Source organism: Mixta intestinalis, from assembly GCF_009914055.1.
Taxonomy (GTDB): Bacteria; Pseudomonadota; Gammaproteobacteria; order Enterobacterales; family Enterobacteriaceae; genus Mixta; species Mixta intestinalis.
Genome location: NZ_CP028271.1, coordinates 3,708,607 through 3,724,935, shown reverse-complemented (window position 1 = coordinate 3,724,935; position 16,329 = coordinate 3,708,607). Strand labels below are relative to the sequence as shown.

Here is a 16,329-nt window from a genome sequence, read left to right as displayed (position 1 = left end):
AAAGATGACATTATGAGTTCTGACAAGAAGCAGCCGCTTGGCGCTGTCACGCTGGCAGCAATTGGTGTGGTTTACGGGGATATCGGCACCAGCCCGCTTTATACCTTACGCGAATGTCTGTCCGGACAGTTTGGTTTTGGCGTAGAGCGTGACGCCGTGTTTGGCTTCTTATCATTAATATTCTGGCTGCTGATCCTGGTGGTGTCGCTGAAATATATCAGCTACGTGATGCGCGCCGATAACGCCGGCGAGGGCGGTATCCTGACGCTGATGTCACTGGCCGGACGCAATACCGGCGGCAAAGCCACCGCCATCCTGGTGATTATGGGTCTGATCGGAGGCAGTTTCTTTTATGGCGAAGTGGTGATTACGCCTGCTATCTCGGTGATGTCGGCGATAGAAGGCCTGGAAATCGCCGCGCCGTCGCTCGATCCCTATATCGTGCCGCTATCGATTACGGTGCTGACGTTGCTGTTTGTGATTCAAAAGCACGGCACCGGCATGGTGGGTAAGCTGTTCGCGCCGGTGATGCTGCTGTGGTTTACCGTGCTGGCCGTACTGGGTGCCCGTAGTATTTTCCATAACCCGGAAGTCTTGCAGGCGCTGAATCCCGCCTGGGCAATACATTTCTTCCTGGAATATAAGCAGATCTCCTTCTTCGCGCTCGGTTCGGTGGTGCTGGCAATTACCGGCGTGGAGGCGCTCTATGCGGATATGGGCCACTTCGGTAAAACGCCGATTCGTCTGGCCTGGTTTAGCGTAGTTGTCCCTTCGCTGGTGCTGAACTACTTTGGCCAGGGGGCGCTGCTGCTGAAACATCCTGAGGCGATTAAGAATCCCTTCTTTTTACTGGCACCGGACTGGGCGCTGATTCCGATGCTGATCCTTGCTACCCTGGCGACGGTTATCGCCTCGCAAGCGGTGATTTCCGGCGTTTTCTCCCTTACCCGTCAGGCGGTACGCCTGGGCTATCTGCCGCCGATGCGTATTATTCATACCTCAGAAGAAGAGTCGGGCCAGATCTATATTCCAGTAATTAACTGGCTGCTTTACTACGCGGTGTTGATTGTCATCATCAGTTTCGAACACTCCAGCAATCTGGCGGCGGCTTACGGGATTGCCGTAACCGGCACCATGATTCTGACCTCCATTCTGGTATGTACCGTTGCGATAAAGAACTGGCACTGGAACCGGCTGCTGGTGGGCGTTATTCTGGTGGCGCTGCTCTGCATCGATATTCCGCTCTTCTCAGCTAACCTGATGAAGATTTTCACCGGTGGCTGGCTGCCAATCTGCCTCGGCCTGACGATGTTCCTGATCATGACCACCTGGAAAAGCGAGCGTTTTCGCCTGCTGCGCCGGATGCATGAGCACGGCAATTCGCTGGATGCAATGATCACCTCTCTGGAGAAATCGCCGCCGGTTCGCGTGCCGGGCACTGCGGTTTATATGTCACGTGCGCTGAACGTCATTCCCTTTGCGCTGCTGCATAACCTGAAGCATAACAAGGTGCTGCATGAAAGGGTGGTGCTGCTGACGCTGCGCACCGAAGATGCGCCATACGTCCATAATGTCCGTCGCGTTACCATTGAACAGCTATCACCGACGTTCTGGCGCGTGGTTGCCAGCTACGGCTGGCGAGAGACGCCGAATATGGAAGAAATTTTCCATCGCTGCGGGCTGGAAGGGCTGAACTGTCGGATGATGGAAACCTCATTCTTTATGTCGCATGAATCGCTGATTATCGGTAAACGCCCGTGGTATTTGCATCTGCGTGGCAAGCTGTTCCTTGCGCTACAGCGTAATGCTCTGCGCGCGCCCGATCAGTTTGAAATCCCGCCTAACCGGGTTATCGAGCTGGGGACTCAGGTGGAAATTTAAGCCACAAAGCGTGAGCCAGCGTTAAAGGCTGGCGATAAAAAAGTGCCGTTAACACGATCCAGACGAGAACTCTGTGCTGTACTTAGAGCTGTTGATTGAGATTATTTGCCAGAAGAGGGAAATATGATGAAAAAGCATGCTACAGCAATGGCGATTCTTGCGCTGTTTACCCTACCGTCCCTGGCGGCGCAGAGCGGGGGTTTCGTCGATCCGAACGCGCCGCAGACCGAAGCGCAACAGAGCGGGTTTAAAGAACCGCACAATGTTGTAACGGTAAAAGAAGCGAAAGCGATGAAGGATGACAGCTGGGTAACGGTACGCGGTCATATTGAGAAGCGTCTCAGCGACGATAACTACCTGTTCCGTGATAAAACCGGCACGCTGTCGGTAGAGATTGATGATGCAGCCTGGAAAGGTCAGAGCGTTGCCCCTGGCGATAATGTCGAACTTCAGGGAGAGCTGGATAAAGCCTTTAACGATGCGCAGCTGGAAGTCAAACAGGTGCGTAAACTTAAAGGCTAATCCTCAGCTTCTGTACCTTTCTCGTTCAGCTGTTGCGCCAGCGTTTCCAGCAGATGCTGTATCGTGGGTGAACGGTCCCAGCGTCGCCACGCCAGCGCGATATCGGTGGTCAGCGACGCTTCGGCGCAGGGATGAAAACGGATGCCCGGCATCGTTACGCAACAGAGCGATTCGGGCACCAGCGCAAAGCCAAATCCAGCGGCAACCATACCGATAGCTGACGAAATTTGCGGTGCCTGGGCGTTGGTCCGCGGCTGAAATCCCGCCCGTATGCAGGCGCTGATGATTGACTCATACAGGCTTGGCGCCACTTCCCGCGGAAAGATCACCATCGGCGTGTCGCTCAACTGTGACAGACGAATCTCTTGCTGCGCGTTTAGTGGATGCGAGACGGGTAAGACAATGCGCATCGCTTCGCTGGCGATCAGCTTCAGATGAAAAGATTTGCTGGTTTCACAGGGCAGACGCACAAAGGCAGCATCCAGCAATCCCTCCTGTAAATCCTGCATCAGCGTCGCCATGCTCGCCTCACGCGGCAGCAGCGTAACCCCCGGAAACTGCTGTTGAAAGCGATGCAGCAGATCAAAAATATCCTGATGAAAGGCGACCGAGCTGGCAAAACCCAGCGAAAGTTTTCCGGTTACGCCACGTGCAATGCCTTTCGCCTTCTCCAGCGCATGTCCCGTTAAATCGAGAATCTGGCAGGCATCCTGATAAAACGCCTCTCCGGTTTCGGTCAGCTCAACGCCGCGCGACAGCCGCTTCAGCAGCGGCGTACCTATCTCACGCTCCAGACGCAATATTTGCTGACTTAGCGGCGGCTGAGAGATACCGAGCATTTCTGCCGCACGCGTGAAGTTACGCGTTTGCGCCACGGCGACAAAATAACGCAGATAGCGTAGTTCCATATCTAAAACGTCTCAAAGTGAAGAGCTTTCTATATTGGATCCTCGCACTGAATCGAGTCAACATATAGTTAATCAGTATTAACCATTTAAACAGAGGGTGTTTTATGACTCATTCTGTAACTGATTGTTTATGCGAGAAGGAACTGGCTGAAACTGTTACTGCTATGCGTAAAGACCAGCCAGAAAGCGTAATCTATCAGACCTCATTAATGAGCGCCCTGCTGAGCGGTGTTTATGAAGGTTCTACCACGATCGCTGACCTGCTGAAAAAAGGCGATTTTGGCCTGGGAACCTTTAATCATCTCGACGGAGAGATGATTGCTTTCAATAGCAAAGTCTACCAGCTACGCGCCGACGGTAGTGCTAACGCGGCACGCCCGGAACAGCGTACACCGTTTGCGGTGATGACCTTTTTCCAGCCGCAGTACCAGCATCGTTTCGATGGCCCCGCCAGTCGCGATGAAGTTCATGCCGTTATCGACAGCCTGATCGCTTCGGATAACCAATTTTGCGCGTTGCGTATCGATGGGCGTTTCCATCAGGTAGAGACGCGCACCGTACCGTGCCAGCATCGCCCTTATAAGCCGATGATGGAAGCGGTAGAACAACAGCCCACTTTCCACTTTGACCAGCGTGATGGCGTGCTGATCGGTTTCCGCACCCCGCAGTACATGCAGGGCATCAACGTAGCGGGCTATCACGAACATTTTATAACTGACAATCGTCAGGGCGGCGGGCACGTACTCAACTATAGCCTGACATCCGGCGTACTCACTTTCGGTGCCATCAGCAAACTGGTGGTCGATTTGCCTGAACATCGCGATTTTTTACAGGCAAATCTTAATCCAGCCGATCTCGACAGCGCTATCCGCGCCGTAGAAAGCTAAACCTCGCCACAGGAGAAACCATGAAAAGCGATATACAAAAAGAATGGGCGCACGGTGCCGATTTAATTGTTGCCCAGCTTGAGGCGCAGGGCGTTAAACAGGTGTTTGGCATTCCGGGCGCTAAAGTAGACAAAGTTTACGATTCGCTGGTGGATTCTTCCATTCAGACCATCCCGGTTCGCCATGAGGCAAACGCGGCGTTTATGGCGGCAGCCGTAGGGCGACTGACCGGTAAAGCGGGCGTGGCGCTGGTAACTTCCGGCCCAGGCTGTTCCAACCTGATTACCGGTATGGCGACCGCCACCTCAGAGGGCGATCCTGTCGTTGCGCTGGGTGGGGCGGTAAAACGCGCTGACAGCGCCAAGCTGGTTCACCAGAGCATGGATACCGTTGGCATGTTCCGCCCGGTCACCAAATATTCTGTCGAAGTAGGCGCGCCGGATGCGCTGGGCGAAATCATTGCCAACGCTTTCCGCTATGCGGAGATGGGACGTCCTGGTGGATCGTTTGTCAGTCTGCCGCAGGATATTGTGGACGGCCCGGTATGCGGTAATGTGCTGTCGCCTTCCGGCGATCTGCTGCTCGGATCCGCGCCTGATAGCGCTATTCATTCCGTGGCCGATAAAATCGCTAAAGCCAAAAATCCGGTGATTCTGCTGGGCCTGATGGCCAGCCAGCCGCATAACGCGAAGGCGTTGCATCGTCTGCTGGAGCGCAGCCATATTCCGGTTACCAGCACCTATCAGGCGGCGGGCGCGGTTTCACAAACGCATATTACCCGCTTCGCAGGCCGTGTCGGTCTGTTTAATAACCAGGCGGGCGATCGCCTGCTGCGTCAGGCCGATCTGATTATCACCATTGGCTACAGCCCGGTGGAATATGAACCGGCTAAATGGAACAGTGGCTCTGCTGAACTGGTGCATATCGATGTGCTGCCTGCGGAAACCGACAACTGTTATCAGCCGGACGCCGAGCTGATCGGGGATATCGCCTCCACGCTGGATAAGCTTGCCGAGCGCATTGATTCACCGCTGCACCTCAGTCCTGAGTCTGCGGAAATTCTTAAAGATCGTCACCATCAGCGTGAGCTGCTGGCGATGCGCGGCCACCAGCTGAACCAGTTTGCGCTGCATCCGCTGCGTATTGTGCGGGCAATGCAGGACATCATTAATAGTGATGTCACGCTCACCGTTGATATGGGAAGTTTCCATATCTGGATTGCACGCTATCTTTATAGTTTCCGGGCTCGTCAGATCATGATCTCAAATGGTCAGCAAACCATGGGCGTGGCGCTGCCGTGGGCTATCGGTGCCTGGCTGGTGGATCCGAGCCGCAAAGTGGTATCGGTATCAGGCGATGGCGGCTTTATGCAGTCCAGCATGGAGCTGGAAACGGCGGTACGTCTGGGGGCAAATGTGCTGCACATTATCTGGGTCGACAACGCTTACAACATGGTTGCGATCCAGGAAGAACAGAAGTATCAGCGCCTTTCCGGCGTGAACTTCGGACCAATCGATTTCAAAGCCTACGCTGAAGCCTTTGGTGCCGCTGGTTTTGCGGTAGAAAGTGCCGACCAGCTGGAGCCAATTCTGCGTCAGGCGATGGATGTTCAGGGGCCTGCGGTGGTTGCGGTGCCGGTGGATTACGCCGACAACCCGAAACTGATGGGGCAGTTGCATCTGAGCCAGATTTTGTAAAGATTTTTTATCACTCAACCAGGAGCAGTTATGAACAGCAAAGTTGCATTAGTGACCGGTTCCGGTCAGGGCATCGGGAAAGCTATCGCGCTGCGGTTGGCGAAAGATGGGTTTGCGGTCTCCGTGGTCGATTACAACATTGAAACGGCTCGTCAGGTTGCCGAAGAGATTAACCGTCAGGGCGGTAAAGCGATTGCGATTCAGACCGACGTCTCTGACCGCGATCAGGTTTTTGCAGCGGTAGATCAAACGCAGCAGCAGCTGGGCGGCTTTGATGTTATCGTCAATAACGCTGGCGTGGCACCGACCACGCTGATTGAAGATATTACGCCGGAAATTGTCGATAAAGTTTACAACATTAACGTAAAAGGCGTGATCTGGGGCATCCAGGCCGCAGTAAAAGTTTTCAAAGCGCTGGGCCACGGCGGCAAAATTATCAACGCCTCTTCTCAGGCTGGTCATGTGGGTAACCCTGAACTGGCGGTGTATAGCTCCAGTAAATTTGCGGTGCGCGGTCTGACGCAAACGGCAGCACGCGATCTGGCTCCGTTGGGTATTACCGTTAATGCCTACTGCCCTGGGATTGTTAAAACGCCAATGTGGGAAGAGATTGACCGCCAGATCTCTACCGCGGCGGGCCAGCCTTTAGGCTACGGTACCGCTGAGTTTGCCAAACGCATTACGCTGGGCCGTCTCTCTGAGCCGGAAGATGTGGCTAACTGTGTCGCCTTCCTTGCCGGTCCTGACTCCGACTATATGACCGGTCAGGCGCTGCTTATCGATGGTGGCATGGTCTTCCGTTAATATTTTTCCTGCGGGCCTGCAAGGGCCCGTTTTTCTTCTGATGCGTTTTCTCCCCTCCGTCAGCGAAACGTTTCGATAGCGATCACAAATTCGTTAGCTGCCTGTTGTCTTGTTACCCGAATTTTCTGAAACTCCCGCCAGCGAAACGTTTCGCTCAGGAGCGTATAATGAAAAAAGGTACTCTACTTAACGCCGAAGTTTCCTCGGTCATTTCCCGCCTTGGTCATACCGACAGCCTGACTATTGGCGATGCCGGTTTGCCGATTCCACCAGGACCGCAACGTATCGATCTGGCCGTTACGCACGGCATTCCCAGCTTTTTGCAGGTTGCAAAGGCCGTCACGCATGAAATGCAGGTAGAGAGCGTGATCATTGCCGATGAAATTCGCACGCATAATGCCAGCCTTCATCAGGAGCTGCTTGTCCTGCTGGAATCGCTACAGCAGCAGCAGGGCAATGCTATCCGTATCGACTATGTGCCGCACGAGCAATTTAAAACTTTAACGCAACGGAGCCAGGCGGTGGTGCGCAGCGGGGAATGTACGCCCTATGCGAATATCATCCTGACCGCTGGCGTGACCTTCTGAGGCTGCCATGCAACCGTTACTGCAACTGACCGGTATTGAAAAATCCTTCCCCGGCGTTAAGGCGCTTAACGGCGCTTCGCTCTCTGTCTATCCGGGGCGCGTAATGGCGCTGGTGGGCGAAAACGGCGCGGGTAAATCCACCATGATGAAAGTGCTGACCGGCATCTACAGCCGCGACGCCGGTTCGTTGAAATGGCTGGGAGAAGAGACTCATTTCAGCGGGCCGAAAGCTTCGCAGGAGGCGGGCATCGGCATTATTCATCAGGAGCTAAACCTGATACCGCAGCTCTCTATTGCGGAGAACATCTTCCTGGGCCGCGAGTTTGTTAACCGTTTTGGCCGTATCGACTGGAAAAAAATGTATGCCGAAGCGGATGCGCTGCTGAAACGGCTGAACCTCCGCTTTACCAGCCATCGGCTGGTGGGCGATCTCTCAATCGGCGATCAGCAGATGGTGGAAATCGCCAAGGTGCTCAGTTTTGAGTCGAAAGTAATTGTGATGGATGAGCCTACCGATGCGCTTACCGATACCGAAACGCTCTCTCTGTTCCGCGTGATTAACGAGCTCAAGGCGCAGGGATGCGGCATTGTTTATATCTCTCATCGCATGAAAGAGATTTTTGAAATCTGTGATGACGTGACGGTATTTCGTGACGGTCAGTTTATCGCCGAGCGCAGCGTCGATACGCTCACCGAGGCTTCGCTTATCGAGATGATGGTAGGGCGTAAACTGGAAGATCAATATCCACGGCTGGATAAGGCACCGGGCGAAGTTTGCCTGAAGGTAGAGCACCTTAGCGGATCGGGTATCAACGATGTCAGTTTTACCCTGCGTAAAGGTGAGATTCTCGGTGTGGCGGGCTTGATGGGTGCCGGGCGTACTGAACTGATGAAGGTGCTGTACGGTGCGTTGCCGCATAGCGCAGGGCGGATTGTGCTGAACGGAAGCGAGGTGAATATCCGCTCGCCGCAGGATGGTCTGGTAAACGGCATCGTTTATATCTCTGAAGACCGTAAGCGTGATGGCCTGGTGCTGGGGATGTCGGTAAAAGAGAACATGTCGCTTACCGCGCTGCACTATTTTAGCCGTCGCGGGGGAGGGCTGAAGCACAGCGCCGAACAGCTGGCGGTAAGCGATTTTATTCGCCTGTTTAACGTTAAAACGCCCGGCATGGATCAGACTATTGGCCTGCTCTCCGGCGGTAATCAGCAGAAAGTAGCTATTGCGCGTGGGCTGATGACGCGCCCGAACGTGCTGATTCTCGATGAGCCGACGCGCGGCGTGGATGTCGGTGCGAAGAAAGAGATTTACCAGCTGATCAACCAGTTTAAAGAAGAAGGGCTGAGCATCATTCTCGTTTCGTCCGAAATGCCGGAAGTGCTGGGAATGAGCGATCGCATTCTGGTTATGCATGAAGGCCGCCTGAGCGGCGAGTTTTCCATTGAACAGGCCACGCAGGAGGTTCTGATGGCCGCCGCCGTAGGTAAGCAAAGCACCGAGGAGTTAGCACATTTATGAGTACGCAAACTATACCGGCCCGTCGCCGCTGGTTCAGCAAAGCCTGGCTGATGGAGCAGAAATCGCTGATTGCTCTGATTGTGCTGATTGCGGTTGTCGCCAGCCAGAGCCCACACTTTTTTACCGTCAACAATCTGTTCAATATTCTGCAACAGACTTCGGTCAACGCCATTATGGCGGTAGGGATGACGCTGGTTATCCTGACTTCTGGTATCGATCTCTCGGTGGGTTCGCTGCTGGCGCTGACCGGCGCGGTGGCGGCCTCGATCGTTGGTGTTGAGGTTAATGCGCTGGTGGCCGTAGCCGCCGCTCTGGTGCTGGGGGCGTTTATCGGCGCGATTACCGGCACCATTGTGGCAAAAGGTAAGGTGCAGGCGTTTATCGCGACGCTGGTCATGATGCTGTTGCTGCGCGGCGTCACCATGGTTTATACCAACGGCAGTCCGGTAAATACCGGATTCAGCGATAATGCCGATCTCTTCGGCTGGTTCGGTATTGGACGTCCGCTGGGTATCCCGACACCGGTCTGGTTGATGGCTGTTGTGTTCCTCGCCGCCTGGTACATGCTGCACCATACCCGCCTGGGCCGTTATATCTACGCGCTGGGTGGCAACGAAGCGGCAACGCGTCTCTCAGGGATCAACGTTAATCGCGTTAAAATTATCGTTTATGCGCTGAGCGGCATGCTGGCGGCGCTGGCGGGCACTATCGAAGTGGCGCGTCTTTCTTCAGCGCAGCCAACGGCAGGTACTGGCTATGAGCTGGATGCTATCGCGGCGGTAGTGCTGGGTGGCACCAGCCTGGCGGGCGGTAAAGGCCGCATTATGGGAACGTTGATCGGCGCGCTGATCCTCGGTTTCCTGAACAACGGCCTCAACCTGTTAGGCGTCTCTTCCTACTATCAGATGATCGTCAAAGCGGTGGTGATTTTGCTGGCGGTTCTGGTGGACAACAAAAGCAGTAAATAGCGCTTATCTCTAAGGATACCAAGATGAAAATGAACAAACTGACTGCACTGGCGGTATTGCTCGGCGCCACCCTCAGCACCAATGCGCTGGCAAAAGATACCATTGCGCTGGTGGTTTCTACATTGAACAATCCCTTCTTCGTGTCGCTGAAAGATGGCGCGCAGAAAGAGGCGGATAAACTGGGTTACAACCTGGTAGTGCTGGATTCGCAGAATAACCCGGCAAAAGAGCTGGCGAACGTGCAGGATCTTACCGTACGCGGCGCTAAACTGCTGCTGATCAACCCTACCGATTCCGATGCGGTAGGCAATGCGGTGAAAATGGCGAACCAGGCGAACATTCCGGTTATTACCCTCGACCGTGTCGCATCTCAGGGCAAAGTAATCAGCCACGTCGCTTCTGATAACCGTTTCGGCGGCAAAATGGCCGGTGACTTTATCGCGAAAAAAGTAGGTGAGAACGCAAAGATCATTGAATTGCAGGGTATCGCCGGAACTTCCGCAGCGCGTGAGCGTGGCGAAGGCTTCCAGCAGGCTGCTACAGCACATAAATTCCAGGTGCTGGCCAGCCAGCCGGCTGACTTTGATCGCACCAAAGGGCTGAACGTCATGCAAAACCTGCTGACGGCGCATCCGGAAGTGCAGGCCGTGTTCGCGCAGAATGATGAAATGGCATTAGGTGCGTTACGAGCATTGCAAACTGCCGGTAAATCTGATGTGGTGGTCGTGGGCTTCGACGGCACCGCAGACGGGGTTAAGGCCGTTGAAGGCGGCAAACTGGCCGCGACCGTAGCGCAGATGCCGGAAAAGATTGGTCAGGTAGGCGTACAGACCGCTGATAAAGCGTTAAAAGGCGAGAAAGTACAGGCTATCAATCCGGTCGATCTGAAACTGGTCACCAAATAACAAAGAAAAGCATGGCACCGCGCCACCGTCAGGTGGCGCACTTTTCTGGATGAACCCCGAATGACGCAATCCGCTAAACTCGCTGTACTTGGCAGTATTAATGCCGATCATATTTTAAACCTCTCCCAGTTTCCCCGTCCCGGCGAAACGGTGATCGGGAAGCAGTATCAGGTCGCCTTTGGCGGAAAAGGTGCGAACCAGGCGGTAGCCGCTGGACGTAGCGGGGCGAATATCGCTTTTATCGCCTGTACCGGCGCGGATGATATCGGCGAGCGTATCCGTCAGCAGCTGGCGGCGGATCGCATTGATACCGCGCCGGTTTCCGTCATCGAAGGGGAAACGACCGGCGTAGCGCTGATCTTCGTTAATGGCGAAGGTGAAAACAGTATCGGTATTCATGCCGGTGCGAATGCCGCGTTAACGCCTGAAGTCGTTATGCAGCATCAACAGGTTATTGCTGATGCCTCCGCGCTGTTAATGCAGCTGGAATCACCGCTGGAAAGCGTGCTGGCGGCGGCGAAAATCGCCCGGCAGCATCAGACACGTGTGATACTCAACCCGGCTCCTGCCGCTTCGTTGTCAGATGAATTGCTGGCGCTGGTGGATATGATCACGCCCAACGAAACGGAAGCAGAAATGCTGACCGGTATCGCCGTTAAAAGCGATGAAGACGCCGCACGTGCCGCTGCCGTGCTGCATGAAAAAGGTATCGGGCAGGTACTGATTACGTTGGGAAGCCGCGGCGTGTGGCTGAGTGAAAATGGCAACGGCAGCCGTATACCAGGTTTTCGCGTACAGGCGGTAGATACTATCGCGGCTGGAGATACCTTTAACGGCGCGCTGATTACCGCGTTGCTGGAGCAGCAGCCAATGCCTGACGCGGTACGCTTTGCCCATGCGGCGGCAGCAATTGCCGTAACGCGCCCGGGTGCGCAACCGTCGGTGCCCTGGCGGGAAGAGATTGACCGCTTTTTACAGCAGCAGGGGTAAGCTGATTGGCTACGATGAAAGATGTCGCCCGCATGGCGGGCGTCTCCACCTCCACTGTTTCGCACGTTATCAACAACAACCGTTTTGTCAGCGAGGCGATCCGGGAAAAAATTGAGGCGGCGATCCGTGAGCTCAACTACGCGCCATCGGCGCTGGCGCGCAGCCTGAAGATCAATCAAACCCACACCATTGGAATGTTGCTCACCGCCAGCAGTAACCCGTTTTACGCTGAAGTGGTGCGCGGCGTGGAAAACAGTTGCTACGAGCGCGGTTACAGCCTGGTGTTGTGCAATACCGAAGGTGATGAAGAGCGGATGAATCGTAGCCTGGAAACGCTGCTGCAAAAGCGCGTCGATGGCCTGCTAATCATGTGTACTGAAAGCCATCTGCCATCAGTTGATATTCTGACGCGCTATCCCGGCATTCCTTCCGTTATGATGGACTGGGCACCTTTTGAAGGCGACAGCGATATTATTCAGGACAACTCGTTATTGGGTGGCGAGCTGGCAGCCAACTACCTTATCGCTCGTGGCTATCAGCGTATTGCCTGCATTGCCGGGCCGCTGGATAAAACGCCTGCCTGCCTGCGGCTGGAGGGCTTTAAAAAAGCGATAACTGCTGCCGGTCTGCCTTTACCGGCGGAATATATCGTCAACGGCGATTTTGAATTTCAGGGCGGGTTTAACGGCATGAACGCACTGCTGGCCTGCAAAATCCGTCCACAGGCGGTATTTACCAGCAATGATGCAATGGCGGTCGGTGCCTATCATGCACTTTATCAGGCGGGGCTGCGTATCCCGGAAGATATGGCCATTATGGGCTACGACAATATTGAACTGGCGCGCTATATGACGCCGCCGCTAACCACTATTCATCAACCTAAAGATGAGCTGGGTGAACTGGCGATCGATACGTTGATTCATCGAATGAAAGCGCCCGGCGCCAGCCAGCAGAAACTGGTACTGACGCCTGAGCTTATTGAGCGACACTCGGTGGTGCGTTAAGCCTTCTTGCGACGCTTCTCTCGATCGCTGATTAAATGGCGACCGTCGCCTGGCTTCAGCAGCATAAAGACTGACGCTGACAGGATGGTTACCAGACCCATCGTCAGGAATGTTGAATGGAACTGCTCGACGGTGGTGCCACCGACGTTTTCATAAAAACGCAGCACGGCAGCGCTGACGGCCACGCCGAAGCCGATCGCCAGCTGCTGTGTTACTGCCAGCATACTGTTGCCGCTGCTGGCGTTCTCATCGGTTAAATCGGCCAGCGTAATAGTGTTCATGGCGGTAAACTGCGTCGACATCACCATCCCCAGTAAAAACAGCGGCAACAGCAGCACGGCAATATGCATTCCCGGCGACTGGAAGGCGAAGCTGGCGATAAACAGGCCGATGGTTATCGTAACGGCGACCAGGGTGGTGCGATATCCCAACCTGCGCAGTACGCTGGTTACCGTCGATTTCGCCAGCATCGAGCCAATCGCCGTCGGCGCCATCATGCAGCCAGCGATAATCGCCGAATAGCCAAATCCTACCTGCAACATTAGCGGCATCAGAAAAGGTACGCAGCCGGTGCCAAGCCGCGAAGCGACATTGCCCAAAATGCCGATTGAGAAAGTGCGGGTTTTAAACATCGGCAGGCCAATCAGCGGCGAGGGGTGGCGGCGCGCATGCATAATATAGAACAGTAACAGCAGAATACCGCTCAGCAGCACGGCAATAGCGATAGCGCTGGTAACTATTTTTTCGCCAAACAGTTCAAGACCGCATGACAGCAGCACCAGGCCAAACCCAAACAGAATGAAGCCCAGCGTGTCAAAACGGCGGCGCGGCGTCGTGAAATCAGGCATATATTTGCGCGCATAGGCGATACCTAGAATACCGATAGGGATATTGATTAAGAATATCCAGTGCCAGGTGGCCCAGGTCACAAGGATGCCGCCGAGCAGAGGCCCAACGACCGGGCCAACCAACCCTGGCAGCGTGACAAAGTTCAGCACCGGCAGTAGCTCGCTACGCGGATAGGCGCGTAATAATGCCAGACGAGCAACCGGCATCATCATGGCACCGCCGACGCCCTGAATGATTCGGGAGATGACGAGCATCGTTAGCGAGTTGGAAAGGGCACAGGCTAAAGAGCCGAGGGTAAAAAGAGAAACGGCGATGATAAAGATTTTACGCGTGCCGTAGCGATCCGCTAACCAGCCACTAACGGGAATCAGCATGGCAACCGTCAGGGTATAACTGATAACCGCAGATTGCATTGCCAGTGGAGAGCGTTGCAGGCTATCGGCTATCGCCGGGAGAGCGGTATTTAATATCGTCGCATCGAGCGCCTGCATAAAAAAGGCCATCGCAGCAATCCAGGGGAGTCCGGCCATACTGCGTGCGGATTTGATCATTAAGCTTCCTTCTTCTTGATTACAGCCAAAAAGAAAAATCGGCAGAGAAATAGAGGATAGCATCAGGCAAAGCGCGGCACTTTGCTAAAAACACATCATAAAAAAGGACGGTTTGCTTAATAAAACAGCGGAAAAATGATGATTCATGCAGTTTTGTCCAAAAAAGAAACACTCAATCGTTTTTTTGCGATTAGTACTTGTCAGCCGAAAAGAACTCCCTATAATGCGCCTCCACTGACACGGCACAACGGCTTCTGAGTCGGCCTGGTCAGGCGGTTCAGCGGTTCTGAATCGCCGGAGAAAAACTTCCCGAAAAAGGGGTTGACTCTGAAAGAGGAAAGCGTAATATACGCCACCTCGCAACACGGCGAAGCGCCCTGTTGCACTGCTCTTTAACAATTTATCAGACAATCTGTGTGGGCACTCACGGAACGGATATCGCAAACTAATTGCAGTATCAAAGTCTCTGAGTGAACACGTAATTCATTACGACGTTTTTCTCTGAGCATCAGACTTTAATTGAAGAGTTTGATCATGGCTCAGATTGAACGCTGGCGGCAGGCCTAACACATGCAAGTCGAACGGTAGCGGGAAGAAGCTTGCTTCTTTGCCGACGAGTGGCGGACGGGTGAGTAATGTCTGGGAAACTGCCCGATGGAGGGGGATAACCACTGGAAACGGTGGCTAATACCGCATAACGTCTTCGGACCAAAGTGGGGGACCTTCGGGCCTCACGCCATCGGATGTGCCCAGATGGGATTAGCTTGTTGGTGGGGTAACGGCTCACCAAGGCGACGATCCCTAGCTGGTCTGAGAGGATGACCAGCCACACTGGAACTGAGACACGGTCCAGACTCCTACGGGAGGCAGCAGTGGGGAATATTGCACAATGGGCGCAAGCCTGATGCAGCCATGCCGCGTGTATGAAGAAGGCCTTCGGGTTGTAAAGTACTTTCAGCGGGGAGGAAGGGGTGAGCCTTAATACGGTTCGTCATTGACGTTACCCGCAGAAGAAGCACCGGCTAACTCCGTGCCAGCAGCCGCGGTAATACGGAGGGTGCAAGCGTTAATCGGAATTACTGGGCGTAAAGCGCACGCAGGCGGTCTGTCAAGTCGGATGTGAAATCCCCGGGCTCAACCCGGGAACTGCATCCGAAACTGGCAGGCTTGAGTCTCGTAGAGGGGGTAGAATTCCAGGTGTAGCGGTGAAATGCGTAGAGATCTGGAGGAATACCGGTGGCGAAGGCGGCCCCTGGACGAAGACTGACGCTCAGGTGCGAAAGCGTGGGGAGCAAACAGGATTAGATACCCTGGTAGTCCACGCCGTAAACGATGTCGACTTGGAGGCTGTGAGCTTGACTCGTGGCTTCCGGAGCTAACGCGTTAAGTCGACCGCCTGGGGAGTACGGCCGCAAGGTTAAAACTCAAATGAATTGACGGGGCCCGCACAAGCGGTGGAGCATGTGGTTTAATTCGATGCAACGCGAAGAACCTTACCTGGTCTTGACATCCACGGAAGACTGCAGAGATGCGGTTGTGCCTTCGGGAGCCGTGAGACAGGTGCTGCATGGCTGTCGTCAGCTCGTGTTGTGAAATGTTGGGTTAAGTCCCGCAACGAGCGCAACCCTTATCCTTTGTTGCCAGCGCGTGATGGCGGGAACTCAAAGGAGACTGCCGGTGATAAACCGGAGGAAGGTGGGGATGACGTCAAGTCATCATGGCCCTTACGACCAGGGCTACACACGTGCTACAATGGCGCATACAAAGAGAAGCGACCTCGCGAGAGCAAGCGGACCTCACAAAGTGCGTCGTAGTCCGGATCGGAGTCTGCAACTCGACTCCGTGAAGTCGGAATCGCTAGTAATCGTGGATCAGAATGCCACGGTGAATACGTTCCCGGGCCTTGTACACACCGCCCGTCACACCATGGGAGTGGGTTGCAAAAGAAGTAGGTAGCTTAACCTTCGGGAGGGCGCTTACCACTTTGTGATTCATGACTGGGGTGAAGTCGTAACAAGGTAACCGTAGGGGAACCTGCGGTTGGATCACCTCCTTACCAGCGGATACCATTCGGTGAAGTGCTCACACAGATTGTCTGATAGAAAGCATGAGCAAGGCGTCTTGCGAAGCAGACTCAGTGTCCCCTTCGTCTAGAGGCCCAGGACACCGCCCTTTCACGGCGGTAACAGGGGTTCGAATCCCCTAGGGGACGCCACTTGCTGGTACGTAAGTGAAAGTTACCTGCCCCCATATCTTA

General features: G+C 54.4%; 13 protein-coding genes, 1 tRNA gene and 1 rRNA gene. 13 read left to right on the top strand and 2 right to left on the bottom strand.

Annotated features, from left to right (window positions below; translation table 11 throughout):
• Positions 1–12: 12 nt before the first annotated feature.
• Together kup and C7M51_RS17330 are read left to right on the top strand one after the other, a co-directional pair.
• On the top strand, positions 13–1,881 hold the full coding sequence (kup, locus tag C7M51_RS17335; protein WP_160622804.1) for a low affinity potassium transporter Kup: 1,869 nt from the start codon (positions 13–15) through the stop codon (positions 1,879–1,881).
• A 126-nt stretch (positions 1,882–2,007) separates the two neighbouring features.
• Complete coding sequence (locus tag C7M51_RS17330) at positions 2,008–2,403, top strand: YgiW/YdeI family stress tolerance OB fold protein (protein WP_160623690.1); 396 nt, start codon at positions 2,008–2,010, stop codon at positions 2,401–2,403.
• On the opposite strand, the gene C7M51_RS17325 is transcribed toward C7M51_RS17330, so the two are convergent.
• A complete protein-coding gene (locus C7M51_RS17325; RefSeq protein WP_160622803.1) occupies positions 2,400–3,311 on the bottom strand; it encodes a LysR family transcriptional regulator in 912 nt (303 codons plus the stop codon). The genes C7M51_RS17330 and C7M51_RS17325 overlap by 4 nt on opposite strands.
• Before the next feature lie 104 nt (positions 3,312–3,415).
• On the opposite strand from C7M51_RS17325, the gene budA reads away from it, so the two are divergent.
• The 9 genes from budA (at position 3,416) to rbsR (ending at position 12,672) form a co-directional block, all read left to right on the top strand.
• Entirely contained in the window at positions 3,416–4,198 is a 783-nt protein-coding gene (budA, locus tag C7M51_RS17320; protein ID WP_160622802.1) for an acetolactate decarboxylase, read from the top strand.
• Between the two features lie 20 nt (positions 4,199–4,218).
• Entirely contained in the window at positions 4,219–5,895 is a 1,677-nt protein-coding gene (alsS, locus tag C7M51_RS17315) for an acetolactate synthase AlsS (protein WP_160622801.1), read from the top strand.
• A gap of 30 nt (positions 5,896–5,925) precedes the next feature.
• Complete coding sequence (locus tag C7M51_RS17310; protein ID WP_160622800.1) at positions 5,926–6,699, top strand: (S)-acetoin forming diacetyl reductase; 774 nt, start codon at positions 5,926–5,928, stop codon at positions 6,697–6,699.
• Positions 6,700–6,866: 167 nt separating this feature from the next.
• On the top strand, positions 6,867–7,286 hold the full coding sequence (rbsD, locus tag C7M51_RS17305) for a D-ribose pyranase (RefSeq protein ID WP_160622799.1): 420 nt from the start codon (positions 6,867–6,869) through the stop codon (positions 7,284–7,286).
• A 7-nt stretch (positions 7,287–7,293) separates the two neighbouring features.
• Positions 7,294–8,805: a ribose ABC transporter ATP-binding protein RbsA gene (gene rbsA / locus C7M51_RS17300; protein ID WP_160622798.1), complete on the top strand. Its 1,512-nt coding sequence runs from the start codon at positions 7,294–7,296 to the stop codon at positions 8,803–8,805.
• A complete protein-coding gene (gene rbsC / locus C7M51_RS17295; RefSeq protein ID WP_160622797.1) occupies positions 8,802–9,773 on the top strand; it encodes a ribose ABC transporter permease in 972 nt (323 codons plus the stop codon). The genes rbsA and rbsC overlap by 4 nt, the downstream gene beginning before the upstream one ends.
• Positions 9,774–9,796: 23 nt before the next feature.
• Positions 9,797–10,678 (top strand): ribose ABC transporter substrate-binding protein RbsB, encoded by an 882-nt coding sequence (rbsB, locus tag C7M51_RS17290; RefSeq protein WP_425280981.1) that lies wholly within the window; start codon positions 9,797–9,799, stop codon positions 10,676–10,678.
• Positions 10,679–10,738: 60 nt separating this feature from the next.
• Positions 10,739–11,668 carry a ribokinase gene (gene rbsK, locus C7M51_RS17285; protein ID WP_160622796.1) on the top strand — a complete coding sequence of 310 codons (930 nt, stop codon included), beginning with the start codon at positions 10,739–10,741 and terminating at the stop codon, positions 11,666–11,668.
• Positions 11,669–11,673: 5 nt separating this feature from the next.
• Entirely contained in the window at positions 11,674–12,672 is a 999-nt protein-coding gene (gene rbsR / locus C7M51_RS17280; RefSeq protein WP_425280980.1) for a ribose operon transcriptional repressor RbsR, read from the top strand.
• Here the strand turns inward: rbsR and mdtD are convergent.
• Positions 12,669–14,072 carry a multidrug transporter subunit MdtD gene (mdtD, locus tag C7M51_RS17275; RefSeq protein ID WP_160622795.1) on the bottom strand — a complete coding sequence of 468 codons (1,404 nt, stop codon included), beginning with the start codon at positions 14,070–14,072 and terminating at the stop codon, positions 12,669–12,671. The genes rbsR and mdtD overlap by 4 nt on opposite strands.
• 516 nt (positions 14,073–14,588) lie before the next feature.
• Here mdtD and C7M51_RS17270 point away from each other — a divergent pair.
• Positions 14,589–16,128, top strand: a 16S ribosomal RNA gene (locus C7M51_RS17270).
• 83 nt (positions 16,129–16,211) lie between these two features.
• Positions 16,212–16,287: transfer RNA gene (locus C7M51_RS17265), tRNA-Glu, on the top strand.
• Positions 16,288–16,329: the final 42 nt, after the last annotated feature.

Coding starts and splice junctions, on each gene's coding strand:
- kup (WP_160622804.1), top strand. CDS start 13: ATGAGTTCTGACAAGAAGCAGCCGCTTGGCGCTGTCACGCTGGCAGCA.
- C7M51_RS17330 (WP_160623690.1), top strand. CDS start 2,008: ATGAAAAAGCATGCTACAGCAATGGCGATTCTTGCGCTGTTTACCCTA.
- C7M51_RS17325 (WP_160622803.1), bottom strand. CDS start 3,311: ATGGAACTACGCTATCTGCGTTATTTTGTCGCCGTGGCGCAAACGCGT.
- budA (WP_160622802.1), top strand. CDS start 3,416: ATGACTCATTCTGTAACTGATTGTTTATGCGAGAAGGAACTGGCTGAA.
- alsS (WP_160622801.1), top strand. CDS start 4,219: ATGAAAAGCGATATACAAAAAGAATGGGCGCACGGTGCCGATTTAATT.
- C7M51_RS17310 (WP_160622800.1), top strand. CDS start 5,926: ATGAACAGCAAAGTTGCATTAGTGACCGGTTCCGGTCAGGGCATCGGG.
- rbsD (WP_160622799.1), top strand. CDS start 6,867: ATGAAAAAAGGTACTCTACTTAACGCCGAAGTTTCCTCGGTCATTTCC.
- rbsA (WP_160622798.1), top strand. CDS start 7,294: ATGCAACCGTTACTGCAACTGACCGGTATTGAAAAATCCTTCCCCGGC.
- rbsC (WP_160622797.1), top strand. CDS start 8,802: ATGAGTACGCAAACTATACCGGCCCGTCGCCGCTGGTTCAGCAAAGCC.
- rbsB (WP_425280981.1), top strand. CDS start 9,797: ATGAAAATGAACAAACTGACTGCACTGGCGGTATTGCTCGGCGCCACC.
- rbsK (WP_160622796.1), top strand. CDS start 10,739: ATGACGCAATCCGCTAAACTCGCTGTACTTGGCAGTATTAATGCCGAT.
- mdtD (WP_160622795.1), bottom strand. CDS start 14,072: ATGATCAAATCCGCACGCAGTATGGCCGGACTCCCCTGGATTGCTGCG.